The sequence below is a fragment of the Oscillatoria nigro-viridis PCC 7112 genome, assembly GCF_000317475.1.
Taxonomy (GTDB): Bacteria; Cyanobacteriota; Cyanobacteriia; order Cyanobacteriales; family Microcoleaceae; genus Microcoleus; species Microcoleus nigroviridis.
This window is the reverse complement of sequence record NC_019729.1, coordinates 5,080,667-5,100,880: the sequence shown is the minus strand read 5'-3', so window position 1 is coordinate 5,100,880 and position 20,214 is coordinate 5,080,667. Positions and strand designations below refer to the sequence as shown.

The 20,214-nt window shown below is 45.2% G+C and carries 15 protein-coding genes; 7 read left to right on the top strand and 8 right to left on the bottom strand.

All coding sequences use genetic code 11. The annotated features are described in order from the left end of the window. Positions 1 to 184: 184 nt before the first annotated feature. The 5 genes from OSC7112_RS21340 to OSC7112_RS21325 form a co-directional block, all read right to left on the bottom strand. On the bottom strand, positions 185 to 5,680 hold the full coding sequence (locus tag OSC7112_RS21340) for a response regulator (RefSeq protein ID WP_015177848.1): 5,496 nt from the start codon (positions 5,678 to 5,680) through the stop codon (positions 185 to 187). Between the two features lie 109 nt (positions 5,681 to 5,789). Continuing rightward, on the bottom strand, positions 5,790 to 5,957 hold the full coding sequence (locus OSC7112_RS40065; RefSeq protein WP_190274249.1) for a hypothetical protein: 168 nt from the start codon (positions 5,955 to 5,957) through the stop codon (positions 5,790 to 5,792). A 272-nt stretch (positions 5,958 to 6,229) separates the two neighbouring features. Further along, the gene (locus tag OSC7112_RS21335) at positions 6,230 to 6,877 is read right to left on the bottom strand and encodes a hypothetical protein (RefSeq protein WP_041622670.1); all 648 of its coding nucleotides are present in this window, start codon (positions 6,875 to 6,877) and stop codon (positions 6,230 to 6,232) included. A 12-nt stretch (positions 6,878 to 6,889) separates the two neighbouring features. After that, positions 6,890 to 7,672, bottom strand: a complete 783-nt coding sequence (locus OSC7112_RS21330; RefSeq protein WP_041622669.1) for a hypothetical protein — start codon at positions 7,670 to 7,672, stop codon at positions 6,890 to 6,892. Positions 7,673 to 7,696: 24 nt separating this feature from the next. Next, positions 7,697 to 8,923: an acyltransferase family protein gene (locus tag OSC7112_RS21325; protein ID WP_015177847.1), complete on the bottom strand. Its 1,227-nt coding sequence runs from the start codon at positions 8,921 to 8,923 to the stop codon at positions 7,697 to 7,699. A gap of 532 nt (positions 8,924 to 9,455) precedes the next feature. On the opposite strand from OSC7112_RS21325, the gene OSC7112_RS21320 reads away from it, so the two are divergent. After that, positions 9,456 to 9,818, top strand: a complete 363-nt coding sequence (locus OSC7112_RS21320) for a COG3415 family protein (protein WP_051041533.1) — start codon at positions 9,456 to 9,458, stop codon at positions 9,816 to 9,818. Positions 9,819 to 10,047: 229 nt separating this feature from the next. Further along, complete coding sequence (locus OSC7112_RS37215) at positions 10,048 to 10,266, top strand: helix-turn-helix domain-containing protein (RefSeq protein ID WP_083888188.1); 219 nt, start codon at positions 10,048 to 10,050, stop codon at positions 10,264 to 10,266. A 7-nt stretch (positions 10,267 to 10,273) separates the two neighbouring features. Here OSC7112_RS37215 and OSC7112_RS40060 read toward each other — a convergent pair whose 3' ends face one another. Continuing rightward, on the bottom strand, positions 10,274 to 10,465 hold the full coding sequence (locus tag OSC7112_RS40060) for a hypothetical protein (protein WP_190274248.1): 192 nt from the start codon (positions 10,463 to 10,465) through the stop codon (positions 10,274 to 10,276). A 514-nt stretch (positions 10,466 to 10,979) separates the two neighbouring features. Here OSC7112_RS40060 and OSC7112_RS21315 point away from each other — a divergent pair. The 3 genes from OSC7112_RS21315 (at position 10,980) to OSC7112_RS21305 (ending at position 16,186) form a co-directional block, all read left to right on the top strand. Then, complete coding sequence (locus OSC7112_RS21315; RefSeq protein ID WP_041622668.1) at positions 10,980 to 12,314, top strand: type 2 periplasmic-binding domain-containing protein; 1,335 nt, start codon at positions 10,980 to 10,982, stop codon at positions 12,312 to 12,314. A 293-nt stretch (positions 12,315 to 12,607) separates the two neighbouring features. After that, entirely contained in the window at positions 12,608 to 14,530 is a 1,923-nt protein-coding gene (locus OSC7112_RS21310) for an ABC-F family ATP-binding cassette domain-containing protein (RefSeq protein WP_015177845.1), read from the top strand. 510 nt (positions 14,531 to 15,040) lie between these two features. Next, complete coding sequence (locus tag OSC7112_RS21305; protein WP_015177844.1) at positions 15,041 to 16,186, top strand: neurotransmitter-gated ion-channel ligand-binding protein; 1,146 nt, start codon at positions 15,041 to 15,043, stop codon at positions 16,184 to 16,186. 21 nt (positions 16,187 to 16,207) lie between these two features. Here OSC7112_RS21305 and OSC7112_RS40055 read toward each other — a convergent pair whose 3' ends face one another. Further along, positions 16,208 to 16,498 (bottom strand): hypothetical protein, encoded by a 291-nt coding sequence (locus tag OSC7112_RS40055; RefSeq protein WP_190274247.1) that lies wholly within the window; start codon positions 16,496 to 16,498, stop codon positions 16,208 to 16,210. Positions 16,499 to 16,650: 152 nt separating this feature from the next. Between OSC7112_RS40055 and OSC7112_RS21300 the strand changes: the two genes are divergently transcribed. Together OSC7112_RS21300 and OSC7112_RS21295 are read left to right on the top strand one after the other, a co-directional pair. After that, on the top strand, positions 16,651 to 17,874 hold the full coding sequence (locus OSC7112_RS21300) for a hypothetical protein (RefSeq protein WP_015177843.1): 1,224 nt from the start codon (positions 16,651 to 16,653) through the stop codon (positions 17,872 to 17,874). 457 nt (positions 17,875 to 18,331) lie between these two features. Next, on the top strand, positions 18,332 to 18,907 hold the full coding sequence (locus OSC7112_RS21295; protein ID WP_015177842.1) for a TIGR04376 family protein: 576 nt from the start codon (positions 18,332 to 18,334) through the stop codon (positions 18,905 to 18,907). A 351-nt stretch (positions 18,908 to 19,258) separates the two neighbouring features. Here OSC7112_RS21295 and OSC7112_RS21290 read toward each other — a convergent pair whose 3' ends face one another. Next, positions 19,259 to 20,155, bottom strand: coding sequence for a pirin family protein (locus tag OSC7112_RS21290; protein ID WP_015177841.1), 897 nt, complete (start codon positions 20,153 to 20,155; stop codon positions 19,259 to 19,261). Positions 20,156 to 20,214 lie beyond the last annotated feature (59 nt).

Here is a 20,214-nt window from a genome sequence, read left to right as displayed (position 1 = left end):
TGGGCATGGGGCATGGGGCATGGGGCATGGGGCATTGGTTATTGAAACTGACAACTAACAGCCAAAAACCGACAAATAACAAATAATATCGTTTCCGGTTGCATCGGTATTGTTCAAACAGTCAACAGTCAACAGTGAACAGTCAACAATTCCGGAGGAGTGAAACCGGAATTGATATAACAAATTACCCTATTTGCGATCGCAACTTCCCCGTTTCCAATTCCGTCTCAAAAGCCGCCCGCACCTTTTCCCACTCCGCTTGGGCTTCCAACAGGCGATCGCGCGCCGTAGTCACATCAAAAACCTGTTCCCCTCCAGACTCAACCGCCAGGCGACCCATATACTCCAACTCCTTGCAAACAGCAGAAAAAGACACGGCTCCTAAATTGGCGCTGCTCGACTTCAGCGTGTGAGAAGCCAGCTTCAAACTATCAGCATCTCCGAGAAAAATAGCCTCCTTAATAGTTTCTAAATGTTGCGGTGCGTCTACCAAATATATCTTAATCAGCTCGCCCAAAAAATCTGGGTCTTCCTCATCGTCTAGCTCGCGGAGATTCTGCAAAATATGAAAATCAATCGGCGAATCGGCTCCCGGTTGAACGCTCGAAGATGTCGCAGCATCACTGTCAATGCGATTAGAAATATCTTGATTGTTTTGCTCAGTAACCGCATCCAATTCATCCCGATTCAGAGGTGAGCATTTGCTCAAGGCGATCGCCAACTCTTCCCGGCGTACCGGCTTAGTAATATAATCGTCCATACCTGCTGCCAGACACTTTTCGCGATCGCCCTGCATCGCATTAGCAGTCATCGCAATAATTCTCGGCTTCTTGTTAGCCGGCCATTCCTGACAAATGCGGCGCGTCGCTTCCAACCCATCCATGTTCGGCATCTGCACATCCATCAGCACAACATCGTAAGATTGCCGCTTCAGGGCCTCCAAAACCTCCAACCCATTAGCCGCAATATCAGCCCGATATCCTATCCTGTCGAGTAAATGCGTAGCGACTTTTTGATTCACCACATTGTCCTCAGCCAGCAAAATCCGAATCTGACTAGAATTAGTTGCATCCTGTCCGGCTGAATTCGCCGCAACCTGCCTCAAAACAGCAGGCGTCCGCTGCACGCGGTGCTGTTCTTGAGAATTTTCAAAATACTTCAATCCCGAAGTCACAGTCACCACATTTGAAACTTCTCCCCGGCCGCTTCTGCCAGTAACATATCCAAAAACTTGCAGCAACACATTATAAAACTGGGACTGTTTTAAAGGCTTAGTTAAAAAAGCAGAAAAATGTACTTCTGTAGTTTCAAGTTTTTTCCACACTTCTGCCTTACTTAAATAAGTAAACAGCACCAAAGGTAGTGCTATTTTGCGCGGGTTTTTAACTTTGATGACATTCGGATTGATACCATCGTCGCCCGACAAATTGCTCAGCTCAAATTTCCGAATCTCCACAGCCAAAGCCACACCGTCCATATCTGGTAGATTCATCGCCAAAATAGCTAAATCGAGCGGCGAGTTTCCTTTGATAATTTCCAAAGCCTCAGCACCCGAAGTTACAGCCACGGGTATCATTCCCCAAGACTCTGCCTGCCGGATCAAAACTTGCCGGTTAATGGCATGATGCTCAACAATTAACAAGCGCTTACCAGCGGCAAATTCGGGTCTTTTTTCCTCAGCCCGGATGTCATTCGCTTCAGCAGTCACCGTGAAATAAAAAATCGAACCCGAACCCGATATCGACGGCGGAGTAAATTCTGCAGGCGACCTTCCAGCGATACTTTGTCCGATCGCAGAAACTCCCGGTTGAGACTTAGAACTTCCCGGACTTACCTGGCTGACAACCCACATTGTACCGCCCATCATATCGCTCAAACGCTGGCTGATAGCCAGTCCCAAACCCGTCCCGCCGTAATGTCGCGTTGTCGAAGCATCCACCTGCGAAAAAGCTTTAAACAGGCGATCCATCCGGTCTGGCGGAATGCCAATTCCCGTATCTTGGACAGCAAATTGAATCTCGTATTGTCTCCTGCGTGCCAACTCTCCCTGGTTAATTAATAGCGGTTGTGGCTCTAGAATATTAATTTTTTCCGGCGAACTATTAGCAGCTATCTGTTCAATTTTCCTAGCCGTACAGCACACCACAATTTCTCCAGATTCTGTAAACTTAACTGCATTGCCCAGCAGATTTACCAAAATTTGGCGCAGCCTCGTGACATCTCCTAAAATGTTTTTCGGAACAGAATCATCAATAAAGTAAGCCAGCTCTAAACCTTTTTCTGATGCTCTCGGAGCCAATAATTCCAGAGATTCTTCTATACAGTTTTGCAGCTCGAAGGGGCTGCGTTCCAAATCCAATTTTCCAGATTCAATCTTGGAAAAGTCGAGGATATCGTTAATAATAGTCAGCAAAGCATCGCCGCTGGTACGAATTGTCTCCACAAAATCCCGCTGTTCTGGAGTTAGTTCCATATCCAGCAGCAAGCCCGTCATCCCGATTACCGCATTCATCGGAGTGCGGATTTCGTGACTCATAGTCGCTAAAAATTCGCTCTTAGCTCTGTTAGCAACTTCCGCCGCTTGTCGCGCGTGCTCCAAAGCTTCATTTTGCTCTGCTAACTGTCGCTGTCGCTGAACTTCCGTTTCTAAGAGTTGTGCTTGAGCTAAGGTAATTCCAACTTGAGCGGCAACATCTTCTAATAGTTCAATTTCGTCGGGATTCCACTGGCGAGTTGCATCGCACTGGTGCAAAGTAATAATTCCATTCGGTTCTCCTTGATAGGAAGTGCGAACAGCCAACATAGATTTTAATCCGATGCGGCGGCACATCGGCACCGAAGATTCCAGCAAAGGATCGGCAAACACATCGGGAGATGCCAGGGCTATATCCTCAGCGAGGAGTTTTTCTGTGTAGGGGTTATAAGTGACAGAAAGTTCTAAATCTAAAGCCGATTCGTGACCGGGTTCTAAGTATTCGGCGACGCAAGGAAGGTGGGGATAAGGTTCGGAAAGATAGGTGTGAATTGTACAGCGATTGACACCAAATACGCGGCCGATTTGGGTGGCGGTAGTTTGAAAAATTTCTTGAGTGTCTAAGGTCGATCGCACTTTTTGAGTAATTTGTTTGAGTAGTAAAACGCGCTGGTACTGACGTTGCAAAGTTCGCTCTCGCTCTTCGCGGGCAATTTCTGCACCGATGTAATTGCCCATCAACTTTAAAATTTCAAAATTCAGCGGTTTAAAAGGAGATTTAGTGGTGCGGGAAGTAAAGCTCAAAGTGCCAAAAACTCGCCCTTGCACTATTACCCTCGTCCCCACAAAAGCCTCCAACTTGCGGACGCTGTAAGCGGGGTGGTTGCGCCACTGAGTAGTGCCTGCTGATTCGACAGAAATAGGTTCGCTCGATCGCAAAACCTCTCGCTCAAAGGTTCTGCTCAAAGCAAAACCGTCTCCTTTAGCAAATCCAAAGGGAAAATCTTCCGGTACATAAGCCGCAATCACTTCGTAGCGATCGCCCAAAACCCTGCCCAACAGCCCGATATCCATCCCAAACTGACTGCAGCCCATTGCCAGCAACCGGATCGTTCGATCGTCAAAAGAGCCTTCCGAGCTCACCATTACTTCGTAGAGCGATCGAATTGCCCGCTCGCTTTCCCGCAGTTCCTCCACTCCTTCGAGGCGGTTGCAGACATCGTGCAAAGTCCCGAAAATTCCCGCTATTTCGCCTTGCGAATTCCGCCGGACTTGGGCAAATAGTTCCACGGAAACAAAGCCGGAATTACTGTGAATTCCCAAGGAGTTTTTCTCCGAACCAGGCTTGGACTTAAATCGCAGTTCTCGCCGTTCAAATTCCGACTTCCCGGACAGCAAAGACTCGAATAGATGTGCACATTGCTCGCGCTCATCTGGATGCACCCAATCTAAAAAATTAGTTTGCAAACTTTCGGAAACCGAAAAATTCGTAATTTCCGTCCAAGCGCGGTTGAGAAATTTCCAAACTCCCGCCACATCTATGTGGAAAATTACTGTTGCTTTCAAAGAGTCAAATAGATGGAATTGTTCTCGATCGCGATCGCGGTTTTTGACTTCAAACTCCTTGTTTAGAGTAATATCTGTATGAGTTCCTACTACCCGCAGCGGTTTGCCGGTAGCGCTGCGTAAAACTTGACCTCGGTTCAGCACCCAGATAGTGCTGCCGTCTTTACAGTACATCCGATATTCTGCTGCAAAATCCGGTGTCTTTTGGGCGAAGTGTTCTTCTAAAGCTGCCTTTACCGAGTCAATATCATCTCGGTGGATGCGACTCCACCATTCCGATCGGCGATTCGAGATTTCCCCTTCTTGGTAGCCCAGCATTTCTTGCCACCGCGCCGAATAAAAAAACTCATCTGTTTCGAGATTCCAGTCCCAAATCCCCTGATTGTTGACAGCAGGGGGGAGATTTGACCCCTCTACGAAACTGTCGCGAGAAATTTCAGCCATCTCGTGGCTATTTGCTGCCGTTCGCTGTATTTCTGCTGAGAGTTTTTTGTATTGAGCGTGGCTAGATTCTAGCTGGCGCTGCAAAGCGATCAAGCCAGAATGCAGAGATTTTGAATCCAGCGCTTGTAAAAGGATAGTTTTAGGATTGATAATCCCGATCGGGTGATTTGTTTCGTTGATGACTAATAAAGGCAACTGGCAGTAGTGTTTTTGCAGCAGCGCGACGGCTGCTTCGAGGGTAGAGTGCGATCGCACCAGCGGCGGCGAACTGCTGCAAATTGCTCCCGCTTTAATTTTGTTAGAGTCTCTTCCCAGGGCCTGCAACTGCACGATATCCCGCGAACTTACCACCCCAACCAGTTTGTGAATGTTGGGATTTGTAAATTTGGAATTGTGAGCCGCTGCTGTCGAGTGTTGATCGGGGGTTTCAGTGATTAATACATAACTAACATTGTGTCTAAACATCAGTTGCGCCAAATAGCGAACCGAAGAATTAGCAGGAGCGTGAATTATTCGCGAGGCTGCTATTTGAGGGATTTGATAAAGTTTAATTAAATTTGCAGGTAGCTCTACTTTCTGATGCAGAATTGGCAGCGGCGGAGGGAACGCGAAAGTCGCAGGTGGCGAACCGCTGCTAATTGCTTTTGGTGTCGATTCCCCAATTCCCTGCAACATTTGCACCAAGCTTTGAGAGCTAATTAAACCGACAAGTTCTTCAGCCTCGCTGACGACGGGCAAATGGCCGATCTGATTTTTCTCCAGCAGATTTGCTAAGGCAAAAAAGTCGGGAATTTCCGATTCTCGGGCTACAGTTACGGTTCTGATCATGATTTGCTCGATCGCAAATCCCCTCAAAGCAGCGCCGATCGAATTTAGCTGTACGACATCTCGCGTTGTAAAAATCCCCAGCACTGTCTGGCCGCCCGCATCGGGAGCTTTTGAGCCGTTGAGACGCAGCCCGTTGCCTCCTGCGTGTACCGCGTGCGGTACACCCTTGTAGAAACCCGACTGTTCCCGCAATTGTGGGGAAGTCCCGTTCGCGGGATTTCCGAGTTGAGAATTCCCGCGCGGTTCTACCACGAGGACGTAACTGGCTCCTGTGCTACTCATCAGCTCGATCGCCTTTTCTACGGGCGTCTCAGGGGTGACAGTGAGGGGATTGCGGTTGATGACCTGACTGAGGGAGGGAATAAACATCAGGGGACATAAGAGGATATTTGTTGGAAAAATCCGAAAAGCGGGCAGCAAGTTGATTGAGAGGCTTTACCCGCGAGATTTCCAAGCGCGCTCAAAGTTTCTGTACGATTCAACTCACCCATACTTCCAGCATATTGGCATTTAAAATTAATTCCGTGCCATATCCTGATAATTGACGGCTTCTGACTTTCAGAACCAATGCTATCTGCCAGAGGGCGGACATGAAGGCGGGCGGGTAATTCCTCGCCCAGCCTAACTGCTGCGGGTTTACGAGCAAGAATTTCTACGATTGTCTGGACTGCACCCTACTTTCTGCCCCTCAACGGAACTCTCGCTCGCATTCTGTTTGAGGCAAGATACCTGCACCCTACCAATTTACCAGCGACAGGAGGGGAATCACAACAGGACGACTTAGGTATGGCAACTGTGCAATTAGGGGTTAGAGGGTTCCAGGGTTCCAGGGTTCCAGGGCTAAACACGCAGAAAATAAATAATTCTGAGCATAACTAATTCTATCTTATCCCAATTATGACCCAGAGGATTTGAGCTTCAATTCTGGCGATCGAACTTGATGAGAATAGCGCTGTTCCCTGCGAGTGCAAAACTCGCATTGCCGCCCTTGGGCCTTAAGCTACCAACAACCTCATCCATTGTTTGAGAACTGAACTCCCGCACCGTGCCATTACCAGTTTTTATCAGCTCCGAAATATCAGCATTAACAGTGTAAGATGTTGCTCGGTCATTGACAACCAGCAAGTAAACATTCTTGCTAGCATCAAGAGTTGCAACTGCCATTAAATCCGAACTGTTAGTGATAGGAAAAAAGGTAGCTTTCCCGCCCTGCAAAGCCCTAATTCCCATCCGCAAAGCATAGTAGCCCGCGCGCCGTTTTCCCCCGTCCCCTAGCAAACCTTCCGCCAGTCCCAGCTTTCCCCAGTCGTACAAACAGAATATGTGACTGCCATCAATATAATTATCCCCCGGTTGGGAACCTCGAATCAAATTCTTAATCAAATTTAAAGCTAAAGATAAATCGCCGTAGCTAATTTCGTAAGTTCCCCATTCTCCTACCCAAAGTTGCGAGTTAGCGCGGACAGTACCGTTCATCCAGCCGCGCACTTTGCGGGTGTAGTTAGAAATATCTGCATCGTAGTTGTGGACATTGACTGTATCGAAATAATTCGGTATTTCCTGCAAAGCACTAGCGGGCTAATTGCTGCCGCCTGCGGTTTTCGGGCCGTGAATGCGGTAAGTGCGATCGGGCAAATAAGTTTTATAAACAAAGTCGATCGCATCTTTTGCCACCTTAACCAATTCAAAATAGTCAGCCCTAGTCCCGCCCCAACCCCGATCGCGATTGTCCGGTTCGTTGTGAATTTCCCAATCATCAACGCGGTAATCATTGCGAACATTCAGCCAATAAACCGTAGCAAAAACGTGTTCCCACCACTCGTTCCAATCTTCTCCTGTGCGCGGCGGATTAAGTTGCAGCGCCCAACTCGGCTTCCAGCCACTATCTACATTCCGAATACTCACCACCGGGCGAATATTTGCTTGTTTAAGACTATTAAAAATAGTTTTGGCATTGCCTTGCCAAACCGTACCGGGTTGTCCCGACCACCAATAATCGCTACCCTGGGGTGGATTAGTCATAATCCGATCCCAATGCGCCCAATTAATTATATTTGGATTTGTCTTAATTTCGTCAATAGATGGCCAACCGTATTTACCGTCGTCGTCTTCAGCTTCCCACCGGGACATCCCGCCGTAAATGCGGTAGGTATTAATTCCCAAATCTTGCAAATCTTTGATGTCGAAATTGATATTGCCCTCGACTGCACCGATGTAGCGAGTGCTGACACCCGCAGCAGTACCGGAAATTTTAATTGTTTCGATGTTTTGAGCAAAAGTTGTCGTTCCGATGAACAACTCTAGGCTGAGGGCAATTAAAAGGCCTATAAACAAATTCAGAATTCTAGTTTTTGATAACACGTGATTATTAACTACTAATTTTGGTTATTTTATGCCCGAGGTAAAGGAACCCATCGCTAACCTAACTCGACTTGTGATCGAGTTTGTTAGGTTTTGTAATAAAAAAGCATTAACTATACCAATTTCAATAATTAATACATAAAGTAAAATAGCACGGGTAGCCGTCAAAAGTGGAGGTTCACCTCGAACAACCACAGTAAAATATTTAGGTATAACAATTAACCCTATAAACTGCGTCAAATATAGTTCATAGGAAATATTAGAAATCCATGTTAAAAATCTCCTTGTCAAGTCTGAAAAATTCATTAAACTTCTACAAACATTAAAAACACTTACAAATATGCCAAATCCAATGAAAGCATCATAAAAAGACAGTCCAACAGGTAAAATCACGCCGAAAAATTTTATTTCATTGGAAAATGTGAAGGAACCCATAATACCCAACATTTCAAAAATTATTGCTAGGGCTATTGTGACTGGCTTAGTTAGGTAATTAATTAATAAAGTAGGATTACTTGCATAAACCTTTGCCATTGCCATTCCTAAACAAAACTCAAATAACCTTGAAATTGCTAAATACCCGGGATAAGTCATGTCGCCCAATATTGGTTTAAACAGGTTAAATCCTAACAGTAAAACTAAAAATGTATAGGTAACTTTAAGGATAAAAAAACTTAAAATAAAATGTTTGATAGAAACTTTCTGTAAAAACTTAAATATCAAAAAGAAACACAAATAAAATTGAATTAGTGGAAACATAAACCAAGAAAATGGTATTGCTTTATCGAGAATTATCCAACTTCTCCAAAATGACCACCAATCAAAGTAGCCATAAAATAAATCCGCTCTTAACCGAGGAATTATCAAAGATACAGCTAAAAGTATCCAGTAGGTAGGGTAGATCCGGAAAAATTTTTTACTCATAAAATTTATCCAGCTTTCATCAGGTTTTAAAATTCTTGAATAAGCCAGTCCAAACCCACTGAGAATGAAAAAAATATGAACTCCCTGATATCCAAGCAACAAAAATATATTCACCAAATCAAAAACTATATTGCCTACCCTATTAAAGGGTAGGGGAAAAAACTTAGCAATCGTCGAGGCTGGACCTACTACTTTTGCATACTCGAAAAAGTGGCTGTATCCAAAAAAAGGAGGCAAGAAATTGAAATACCAAAAATGAACCCCCACTACCCAGCAGGCAGCAAAGCCTCTCATCATATCTAATTCTTGAAATCGATTATACTTCATAAATAAAAATATGCGTTTAACTCAAACTTATAGCAACAGTCAAAACATTTACAATGTCAAGCCTAGGATGTACTCGATCGCTCTTAGGATGGAGCAAAAATTCTACTCTATGTTATAAGCGCCAGCCCTGTCAAGGTGCTGAAGAAGACCCTCAAACCCGTGAAATATCGAAGGCTGCGATCGTTAAATTTTCTTCTTTTAACAGGTGATTAAGAATAAACTAAGTTTATTGCCGATCGCCAGTCGGTAGGATGAGATAAAGTCGATCGATCGCACCAATAGGCTATGAGGGCAGTTTGCACCCACAAACTACTAGATTTCAAGCGTTTGAGGGAGTTATATACCAGGCTCGGCAGTCACGCCAAACAGGGCAGGTTATCAGCATCAAGCCAATCGCATTTGCCGCATAACCGCAGCGTGAATCATCCCTAAATTGCGCGCTGCGGTTATGCGGCGATGTTTTTCGATCGCGGATTATACAGCAAATTCCATGTATATATAATACATTATATTTAGTACCTAAGCGAAAAAAATGAAACCCTATTCTATCGAGTTGCGTGAGAAAATAGTTAAAATCTATGAACAAGGTGATACATCAATTAGGAAAGTAGCCGCCAGATTTGATGTTAGTAAGGGGTTTGTTCAAACAATTTTAAAATACAAACAAACGACTGGTCGCGTTCAACCCAGAAAACAGAGGGGAAGCCCCAAAAGAGTGTTAAACTCGCGCCGGACTGAATTGACCCAGATGGGAGAAAAATATCCGGAGAGCATCGTTGTCAGAATATTGGGAATATTGGCGTTTGAACTATATGAAAATGTGCAGTCGAAGTTAATTAATAATCTCCCAGCCCACAAACGGGCGGCGATTGAACCCTTGCGATTGAACCCTTGATTGAAACGGAAACGGCGCCACTATCCTCAATTTGTCACCGTATTCTCCGGACTTTAATCCGATAGAATTATGGTGTCACAACTGAAAGCTTTTTTACGTCAGTTATCGCCAACCACTACTAAGATGGTTGATATTTTAATTGCTACTGCACGCTTATTTGGTGAATAATAAGCACTTCAAAAACTGGTTAACAAGCTGCTGCTACTGTACTTCATAAACTTGGAATACGCTGTATCAAACCTCAAATCAATTTATCCCGCTCGAAGCAGCAAAACGTCTGAGAACCGATCGCCCTAAAATCACTGATTTGCTGCGTGGGAAACTATCTGAGTTTTCAATCGATCGCCTGTTCCGGTTCTTAAACGCCCTTGGTAGTGATGTGGAGATTCGGGTAATTGCCAAACCTGAATCTGATTCAGACGCTAAGACAAGAGTGATTGCTATTTAGGTGCGATCTAGCGAGGGTTTCCTATCCTAGTTTTAAAAGCATCGCAGAGATAGCGATCGCACTGGCGAAGCACAATAAAAAATGCCACTGTCGCGAAAAATAAGTGGTTAAGAGCGATCGTCAAGCCTGCTGCGATCGTAAATCCGGCTTGAATACTCCCTTTATCTATTACTATAGAAAGGCTAATTTTGTTTGTCAAGTAGCGATTTAAATATCCGAATTATCGAGGGTAAATCATCCGGATTGCGGTTCGATCGCCGCCCAGCAGCTTTTTAGATATTTGTGTTATTGTATTTTTAAGCATGGTTTATTGTGTTCGATCTACTCTAAATAATTCCCAAATGCGGGCATCTGATTCTTGAAACTCATGTTACTAATAAAACTGTGTTTTTGCGGTTCATTGTGAGTTTATCCGGCGGCGACTGTGTTGTGAATTAGAAGTTAAACGGCTCCGTGCGATCGTCAGAATCTAATTTAGAGTTTTGTACGGAATAATGTAATAGAGCGGTGTATCCAATTGTAATAGTAGTTGAATAACTACTGACAACGCACGAAAAAGCTGTCAGATATCACTCCGGCAGCAGATGCTGTATCAACAGCTTTGAATCCGTCTGTCTTTTCTACTACGTAAATTGCCTTGCAATGACTGAGACGCTACCTAATCAAGTAGATCGTCATCTAAGTAACACTTATTTTGGGAATAACACAATTTTATGAACGCACTAATGCAGATTATCGTCCACATTAGAGGTGGATTCTCTCCTGTTATGAGTTCTGTACTTGCGGTTGTCAAAAATTTTCGACTTGGGATAATTTTGGCTTTAGCGTGTCTTGCTTGTATTTTGAGTTATGTTCCTGCTGTTTCGCAAACTTCGCCAACTCAGTTACCTAATACCCTCAAACTGGGAGTTAGGACTTCTGTTTACCCGATCGGAAATAAGATTAATGTAAATTTTTTTACTCAATTTTTGCCTGAAAATAATTTTGTTAGACTTTTTTATGAAAATAAAATTCATAAACCAAATTCTGCTGAAGGGTTTTGCGGCACTTTTGGTAAAGAGCTACAGAAGGAGTTAGCTAGTAATGGTCAACAAATCAAAGTTATATATATTCCTATTGTGAATCAACATAAAGGAGTCGTTGCACCTAGATATGATGGCTTGAAAAGACGTATAATTGATATTGAATGCGGTCCAAATTCAATATCATCTGGTGAGCTTCCAACTGGTCAAGGTATTAAATTTTCTGAGCCTTTCTATGAAACAGGTGTGAAGATTCTATTAAAAGAAGAATTGGCTGAGGAGTTGAATTCAGGAGCTCGCGGGCTAAATAAGATTACAATTAGTGTAGTTAAAGAATCTACAACCTTAAAAGTATTGCAGAGTATAAAGGATATTAATCAATCTAAAATTGCTACTTCTGATAGTGGCGCTGAGGGTTTAACTGATCTAAAGGACAACACAGTACAGGCATTTGCTAGTGATGCACTTATTGTGGGGAGTATCCTTAGAGAGGGAGTTAAAGGAGAACGTAGCGACCAACCTTGGTGGAATATTTTTAACAGAAGAGTCGATCAACAAGGACAACCATTTAGACAACCATACGAAAATTTGGGATACACTATCTACCCAAACAACTCATCAAAAAAGACATATGTAACTGGCAACGAGCCAACAGAAAAGTATGCTATGGCAGTTCTGGAAAAGACGCCGTTTCGTGACGATCTACTTAATGCGATTAATAAAACTTTAGACAAATCTAAATTGTCCAGCGCAGGGCAGAAATTAAAAGAGTATGAAACAAGAGCAAGTGATTTATCATGGAATGGTTGGAAGAAGTTATTGCTTTTCATCAATACTTATATATGGGTGGTTTTCGTACCCGTTATTTGGGCTTTATTTATTCAGTTTTTAAGTCAGATTTTACACGAATCTTGGGTGACAACATTTACATGGGTATCGGGGATAACAGTATGTTTATCGCTGGGGCTAATAGTTATAATTCAGATTTTATTGATAGTTGTACCGCTACTTTTTCCAGGTTACTAACCGTTGCTGAATACAGTTGCTATATCTCAATAATTGGCTGTTATCAATGTCGAAAACAATCTCTATGAGACGCTAAATAAACTCAAATCTCAAATCGATAGACCCAGATAGAAGCAGCAAAACGCCTTGGAATGGATCGCCATAAAATCACTGCTTTGCTGCGGGGCAAACTATCTGGGTTTTCGATCGCTCGCTCGACAATGACTTACCATCGGAACGACAGACCATATCCATGCAGCCGGACTCGATCGAACTTGCGTTAAACTAAGTCAGGTAAATGACTTTCTATACTCATGACTATTTTTACTCTGCGATCGATCAAAAAAGACTTCGGCATCAAGGAACTCTTGACAGATGCCAGTTTCAGCCTGGATGAAGGCGATAAAGTCGGACTCATCGGCACTAACGGTTCCGGGAAATCAACCCTGCTGAAAATGATTGCCGGCTTGGAGTCGATCGACTCTGGCGATCGCTGGGTCAATCCTGGGTCTAAAATTGTCTATCTCCCCCAACAGCCGGATTTGGACGAAAATCACACTGTTTTAGAGCAAGTATTTGCTGACAGCGGCGAACAAATGGCTTTGGTGCGAGAATACGAGGAAATTTCCGATCAATTGTCCCACGGCAAAGGCGATACAGACAAGTTGATGGCGCGGCTATCTGCAGTGTCTGAACGCATTGATGAGGTGGATGCGTGGGATTTGGAAACCAAGGCTAAATTGATTTTGACTAAGTTGGGAATTCAAGATTTTGATGCGAAAATTGCCGACTTGTCCGGCGGCTACCGCAAGCGAATTGCCTTAGCAACGGCTTTGTTGTCCGAACCCGATGTGTTGCTGATGGATGAACCGACAAACCACTTGGATGCGCTGTCTGTAGAGTGGTTGCAGAACTATTTGAACGGCTATCGCGGTGCTTTGCTGCTGATTACGCACGATCGCTATTTTCTCGATCGCGTTACCAATCGCATCCTGGAGATCGATCGCGGCGACCTTTACAATTATGCTGGCAATTACGCTTATTATTTGGAGAAAAAAGCCTTAGCTGAAGAATCCGCCGCCAGCAGTGTTCGCAAACACGCGGGTGTATTGCGGCGCGAATTGGAATGGCTCAAACGCGGGCCGAAGGCGCGCAGTACCAAGCAAAAAGCCCGGATCGATCGCATTAAAGATATGCGATCCCAGGAGTTCAAAACAGCCAACGGCAAAGTCGAAATTGCCACAGCCGGCCGCCGGATTGGTAAGAAGGTAATTGAGTTACTGCATATCAGTAAAGCTTACGGCGATCGCACTTTAATTAAAGATTTTACCTACAATTTCACACCCGAAGACCGGATTGGAATTATTGGCTGCAACGGTGCGGGAAAATCGACGCTGATGGATATCATCACCGGACGCATTCAGCCGGATTCGGGTACTGTCGAAATCGGTACAACCATTCATATCGGTTATTTCGACCAGCATTCAGAGGATTTGACGCCGAACGAAGACCAGCGGGTTATTGAATACTTGAAAAGTGTGGCGGAGTTGGTGCAAACGGCCGACGGGGAAATCATTACCGCTTCTCAAATGTTGGAAAAGTTTCTGTTTCCACCGAACCAACAGTATGCACCGATTAACAAACTTTCTGGCGGGGAAAAGCGCCGGTTATTTCTGTTGAAAGTGCTGATGAGTGCGCCCAACGTGCTGATTTTGGACGAACCGACAAACGACTTAGACGTGCAGACTTTGGCGGTTTTGGAGGATTATCTCGAAGATTTTAACGGCTGCGTGATTGTGGTGTCCCACGATCGCTATTTTCTCGATCGCACGATCGACATGGTTTTCGCCTTGGAACCGGGCGGGAATTTGCGCTTGTATCCCGGCAATTATTCGGTGTATTTAGACTACAAAAAAGCGGAAGAAGCCAAGGAAATAACAGGGCAAAAACAAAAAGAAAAACTTACGCGCACCGTTGAATCTCACAATTCAAAATCCACAAGTTCCACTCAAAAATCTACAAAAGTTTCCTTTAACGAGAAGCGAGAATACGAACAATTAGAAAGTCAAATTCCGAAGATGGAAGCTGAAAAAGAAGACATTGAGAAGATTTTGTCTAACAATGCTCCGAGCGGGTTTGCAGAGATGAAGAAGTTATCGGAGCGTTTGGCTCAGTTGACGCAGGAGATCGATCGGGCGACTGAACGCTGGTTGGAGTTGGCGGAACGGGTGGGTTAATTTGGGGTTGCTGAAATTGGAAATATTTTAAGAGATGTTTTCGATGGCTTCACAAATTTAATGAGAAACGATCAAGAGCTTGGGAAGTATATCGATCTGAAAAGAAGATACACAGCACCCCAGGGCTGTTGACAAAAAATTGTGTCGGTGATATATAAAAGTTACCCAAAAACCGGGTTTTGTGACAAAAAAACTGCATTTGATCTTTTAATTAGGAGTAAAAAACCAGGTTTCTTTGGTATTTCTGCGTAACTCCTAGTACAAATAATCAATGCAGTAGTGTTACAAAAATTACCGCCAACAATCAACAACCCAATCCAGCATCAGGAATTTTCGTCAGTAATTTTGAGCAGAGTACATCTAACTTAAACCATCTTAGATGTAGAAATCCCGTTAATTCCGGTAATTGCTTGATTGCAGTTCAATCGCCATAGCTAACAATCCGGTTTCTCTGCCGATTCTGCTCAGCGACTGTAAAAAAAATCATCTTAGTCCGAGGAATACGATCAGATGAACAACAATCGACTGAAAGCTCAGACAATCTCAGCTCTGGTGAGCTTAGCATTAACTGCTGCCCTTTTTACCTATTCCCCAGTCGCAGCTCAAAATACTCCCACCAATTCCCCCGCACCCGCACCAAGGTCAACCACCGCAGCCACAGCCCCGAAAGCACCGCCCCTAGAAACTCCCAAAGCTGCCCTCAAAACTCCTCCCAACGCTGACAAGCCAACAGAAGTTGCTGTCGGTTTCTACCTCACCAACCTCGGTCGCATCAATCAATCAGATGAGACTTTTGATATCAGCGGTTATTTGTCCGCAACTTGGCAAGACCGGCGTCTAGCATTTGACCCGAAAGCAGTTGGCGATCGGGAAATGCGTTACAGTCCCGAAAAAATATGGGAACCAGCTTTAACGATTGTCAATTCTCAATCAGCAGCCAAAAAAAGCACGGTGGAATTAACCGCACAGCCGGACGGTACGGTCAATTATTTAGAACTTATTAACGCCACTATATCCTCTGACTTAGATTTGAGAAAGTTTCCCTTTGATTCGCAAACAGCTAAGGTTGTTTTGGAATCTTTGTCTTCTGATGAGCAACGTATAGTTTTTAAAACAAATTCCAAGTTGACTGGATACAGTACAGATTCTTTCCTTTCTTTATCCGAATGGCAAATTCTCGGATTCAACAGTACAGTCAATACTAACAAATTTGAAGTAGAAAATAAGAGCTATTCGCGGTACGTTTTTGAGCTAAAACTCAAGCGAAATTACCAATTTTACATCTTTAAAGTCTTTATTCCCCTGCTGCTAATTACGCTGCTTTCTTGGGCGACTTTTTGGATCGATGCTAACGCAGGTTTTTCCACTCAAATGAGTGTAGGGATGACCAGTACCCTCACGGCAATTACTTTTAACTTCACTGTTGCTAATGCTTTGCCTAGATTATCTTACTTGACTCTGCTAGACACCTACATATTTACCTGTTATATCTTTTTCTTTTTGTCGATCATGGCTAATGTCACCGTACATTTCTTGCTCAACAATCACAAAAATCCTGATTTCACCTCTGGGATGATGCGAAAGTTTCGCTGGATGTTCCCCTTAGCTTTTATGCTCTTTCAAGGGATAGTCATGACCGTATTTTTCGGATCGTGAAACTGAAATGGGGAGTTGGGATTAAAATTCTTGTCCAAAATCCAATGATGTACGATCGTCAATATTAACAATAATGTCGCTCGCACGTTGGATGGCAACATTCATCGCGATCGGGCAATCCAAGTTGACGCCAAGTTGATTAAATCGAGCAGGTGCGTCAAAGTTGGGTGCAATATGTCCTTTCCAGTCGCTGACACATGGCACCAGAAGGTCTTGACAAAAAACTTTTTTTGTGGTGTAAGTTAGTCTAAATCTCCCATGAAAAACCAGTAAGACACTCAGGTACAAAGACCAAAAGCGCCGTGATGGCACAATAACAAAGAAGTTTGTCAAAGACTAAACATTTGGTGAGCGGTGAGGTACAATTCACCTATTAAGGGGAATTGGTAAATTTTAAGATTATCCTGTAGAAGTCAAAAGCTAACAGTCTCAGGGTTGTCGAGCAGCGCGAATCAGAGAAAACTATGCCTCAAAAAGTAATCGCCGAACAGATGTCTTTGGAATCAGCGTCAGATCCGATCGCCGTGAGGGCGACGGTGGAAACAGTGCCAGCCGAAGCAGTGGCAGTAGAGTCCTACGCCGATCGGTTGATGGACGAACTGTTTGAAGGAGTCGATCGAGCATTCGACGGTAGCGGCGGACTGCCATCGGAACCAGTGCAGCCTGAATTCGTGGCGCTCAAGTCGATCTCGGTACCTCAAATAGTTTTGTCCCAGTTGGCACCCCCCCAGCCGCAGCGGGACGAAAAAGACGTAGAAGCGATCGCCCGCCAAGTCGCCCTAGAAACAGCCAAAAAACAGCAGTCCAAACAATCCTTCGACAGAATCCTGCTGGGAGCAGCCTGTGGGTCGCTGCTGCTAGTCATGGGGTTGTGGCTGGCAAGCCGGTCGGGACTCGTGCGCTTGCCCGCCGCGGCAAGCGCACCAGAGACACCCGCAGCAAGTGGCAAAAAAGCACCAGACACCCAGTTTGTCGAATACGTGCAGCGCTCCCTAGAAGCGATCGAACAAAAAAAAGCACCCCAACCTAACCCCCAACTTGCAGGAGTTCCCGGAGCCCCCACCCCAGGGACTCTGCCGAGCATTCCAATTTCCGGCGCGCCGCCGGCAACTGCAGGTCTTTCGACAGCAGTCAACCGCATTGCTAATGCCCTGGAACAAGCTGCCTCGCAGCCGGGAGCCCCAGCACCCCAAGTTGTGGTCATCCCTCCCCCCGCTCAGGTGACTGTGGCTCCGGCTGCTCCGGTAGCTGCGGCTCCGGCTGCTCCTCAAACCAGCGCAGTTTCCCCCTCGCCGGCTGCTCCAGCCTCCGGTCGTGCGATCGCCGCTGCAGGCACTCGCTCTCCCCTCGCCGCTTCCCCTTCCCCCTCGGAGTCTCCCCAGCCAAAGATTTTGGCTCGCGAAACCGAACCGGCACCAGCGCCTGCAGCCCAGCAATCGGCGCCCGCGCCCGAGCAATCCGCACCGGCCGTCAGCAGCGCCCCGACTTCCGCCCACACGCTGGTAGGGATTTTGGAGTTGGGCGATCGATCGGCTGCTTTGTTTGAAGTAGACGGCGTAGCCCGCAGAATTTATGTGGGGGAAAGCATCGGCGCTAGCGGTTGGACGCTGGCAGAAATCAAAAATCAAGAAGCAGTGATTCGCAAGGGAGGAGATGTGCGATCGGTTTTTGTCGGCCAAAAGTTCTAATCAGTCATCAGTTATGAGTCATTAGTCATTAGTTATGAGTTAGGTCATCGGTAATCAGTAATGGGCAGCGATCGGGCTGTACCTCACGAGCAGTGAAAACAGTTATAATATCAAATCCGTTAGGATCGGAATAGTAAATTCGAGTTGACTGTTGACGGTTGAGTGTTAACTGTTCGCGGCGTCAACAGTCAACCGTCAACAGTTAACATCGTTCCGGTGTAACCGGAAATGATATAATCTAGGAACCTGCAAAACGTTCTTAATTGCTGAAACCATTGCTCTTATTGCTTCTTCCTTCTATCCGTTAAATCGCTTCCCCAATTCGTTACCAAACTTTCTTCTGCTATAACTAACAACTAAGGATAGATAATCGATCTCCAGTGACTAAGAACCAATGACTAATAACTAATGACCAATGACTAATGACTCATAACTGATGACTGAGGAATTATAAAAAATGGGCTTATTTGATGATTTCAGCCGCTTTCTAGAAACCAGATTAGAAGAATTTTTGCGTAGCAATCCCCATCTGGAATTGCAGGCAATAGAAGAACAACTGAAGGAACAAGAAGAAGACACTCTGCGGTTGATTCTCGATATCCAAAAACAAGAGAAAAAACTGCAAGCCGAAATTCTCTCCGCCGCTCAAGAAATTCAGCGCTGGAACGAGCGAATCAACAAAGCTAAAGCTGCTCAAAGGCTCGATTTAGCTCAAGCCGCCCAAGAGCGGCAAGCAGCTTTGCTGCGTCAGGGAAATCAGCGCTGGGGTCAAATGCAAGGCTGCAAAGAACGGATTGAAAAAGCAAAAGAACTGTACCGCCAAATTCAAGTACGGCGAAAAGAAGTGCGAGCAAAAGCGGCAGAAGCTGCAACTCGAACTACCACTAAAACAGAGCAGAATTGGGATACAAAGGGTTGGAATCAGAGTTCTAACTATAGCAGTTTTACGGCTGCAGACCCTTTAGAAGAAAAGTTTCAACGCTGGGAAGCAGACGAAGAACTCGATCGAATGAAGCGGAATATAGGCCGATAGTTACGAAAGCCTCCCAATCCTTTAGGGACGGATTCACCCGGAACTCGGATTCCCAATGCAAATATTCGTCAACCCTCCATACGCTGCGGTATGGCGATCGCTCGATCGGACTTGATATAATTACCCTCCTAAAATTCTCGGGCCAATTAATCAATCATCCCTACAATATTGTCACCTAATTAATTAGCGTTGCATATTTACGGTACAAGCAAAAGCTCTAATCAACTAAAAAAAATCTATGATTTGTCCCGGCTGTCAATCCACCAATCTGACGGGGTGACAACCCCGTCAGGTGAAAAAGACGAATTCTGAATCAAAAAACAGTTTTTTAATTTAAATCGCTGCGGTTATTTACAACGGTTGCTCTGCTTGAGAAGGCGGCTCTTCTGGCAGCGGGATAAATTCTGTCTCTTGAGGAACCTGAGCAAACCGTCCCTCTCTCCAATCGAGTTTAGCTTGCTCAATGCGCGAGTGGCGACTCGAAACAAAATTCCACCACTTATGGCGCTCACCAACAGGTTCACCCCCAATCACAATACAACGAGCCTTGCCTGAAGCAGAAATGTTTACTTCAGTGCCGGAAGTGAAAACTGCCAACCGATGTTGTTCCAGAGGCACTCCATCAATAACAAGCCCCTCTGTTACGCTGTAAACCGCCTGTTCGCTGTAATGGCCCGGTAAGGTAAATTCTCTTCCAGCAGTCAGTTGCACGTCCAAATAAATCATGGGTGAAAATATTTGAACTGGGGAAGTGCGACCATAGGCCTCACCCGCAATCAGGGTGAAGGAAACTCCTGCGTCCTCCCAAACAGGCAGTTCAGAAGCCGGATGATGCCGAAACCAGGGGTCGGTTTCTTCGTATTCATCGGGAAGGGCTATCCAGGTTTGGATGCCATGCAGGATGGCTTCTTTGCTGCGATCGTCGTCAGGCGTGCGTTCAGAGTGGACAATGCCTCGCCCTGCCGTCATCCAGTTCACCGCACCAGGACGGATTTCTTGAACGCTGCCCACACTATCACGATGCAGCAAAACACCTTCAAACAGGTAGGTGACTGTTGCTAAGTTGATGTGCGGATGCGGCCGGACATCCACGCCCCGGCCGGGTGGAAACACCGCAGGGCCAAGATGGTCAAAAAAGATGAACGGGCCTACAAGTGCTAGAACGTCTGAGGGAAGCAAGCGGCGGGCTTGGAATCCACCCAAATCTTGAATGTGTGGCTCAATGAGATGCTGGATGGTATCCGTCATAATGTTTATGAAGTTGCGAACGCTAATCGTCTATGTCAAAACTGCATTATAAATAAAAC

What these genes read in the sequence shown, in the direction of transcription:
- OSC7112_RS21310 (WP_015177845.1), top strand. Translation starts at nt 12,608, where the DNA reads ATGACTATTTTTACTCTGCGATCGATCAAAAAAGACTTCGGCATCAAG.
- OSC7112_RS21325 (WP_015177847.1), bottom strand. Translation starts at nt 8,923, where the DNA reads ATGAAGTATAATCGATTTCAAGAATTAGATATGATGAGAGGCTTTGCT.
- OSC7112_RS21340 (WP_015177848.1), bottom strand. Translation starts at nt 5,680, where the DNA reads ATGTTTATTCCCTCCCTCAGTCAGGTCATCAACCGCAATCCCCTCACT.
- OSC7112_RS21295 (WP_015177842.1), top strand. Translation starts at nt 18,332, where the DNA reads ATGGGCTTATTTGATGATTTCAGCCGCTTTCTAGAAACCAGATTAGAA.
- OSC7112_RS21320 (WP_051041533.1), top strand. Translation starts at nt 9,456, where the DNA reads ATGAAACCCTATTCTATCGAGTTGCGTGAGAAAATAGTTAAAATCTAT.
- OSC7112_RS21305 (WP_015177844.1), top strand. Translation starts at nt 15,041, where the DNA reads ATGAACAACAATCGACTGAAAGCTCAGACAATCTCAGCTCTGGTGAGC.
- OSC7112_RS21290 (WP_015177841.1), bottom strand. Translation starts at nt 20,155, where the DNA reads ATGACGGATACCATCCAGCATCTCATTGAGCCACACATTCAAGATTTG.
- OSC7112_RS21315 (WP_041622668.1), top strand. Translation starts at nt 10,980, where the DNA reads ATGAACGCACTAATGCAGATTATCGTCCACATTAGAGGTGGATTCTCT.
- OSC7112_RS21300 (WP_015177843.1), top strand. Translation starts at nt 16,651, where the DNA reads ATGCCTCAAAAAGTAATCGCCGAACAGATGTCTTTGGAATCAGCGTCA.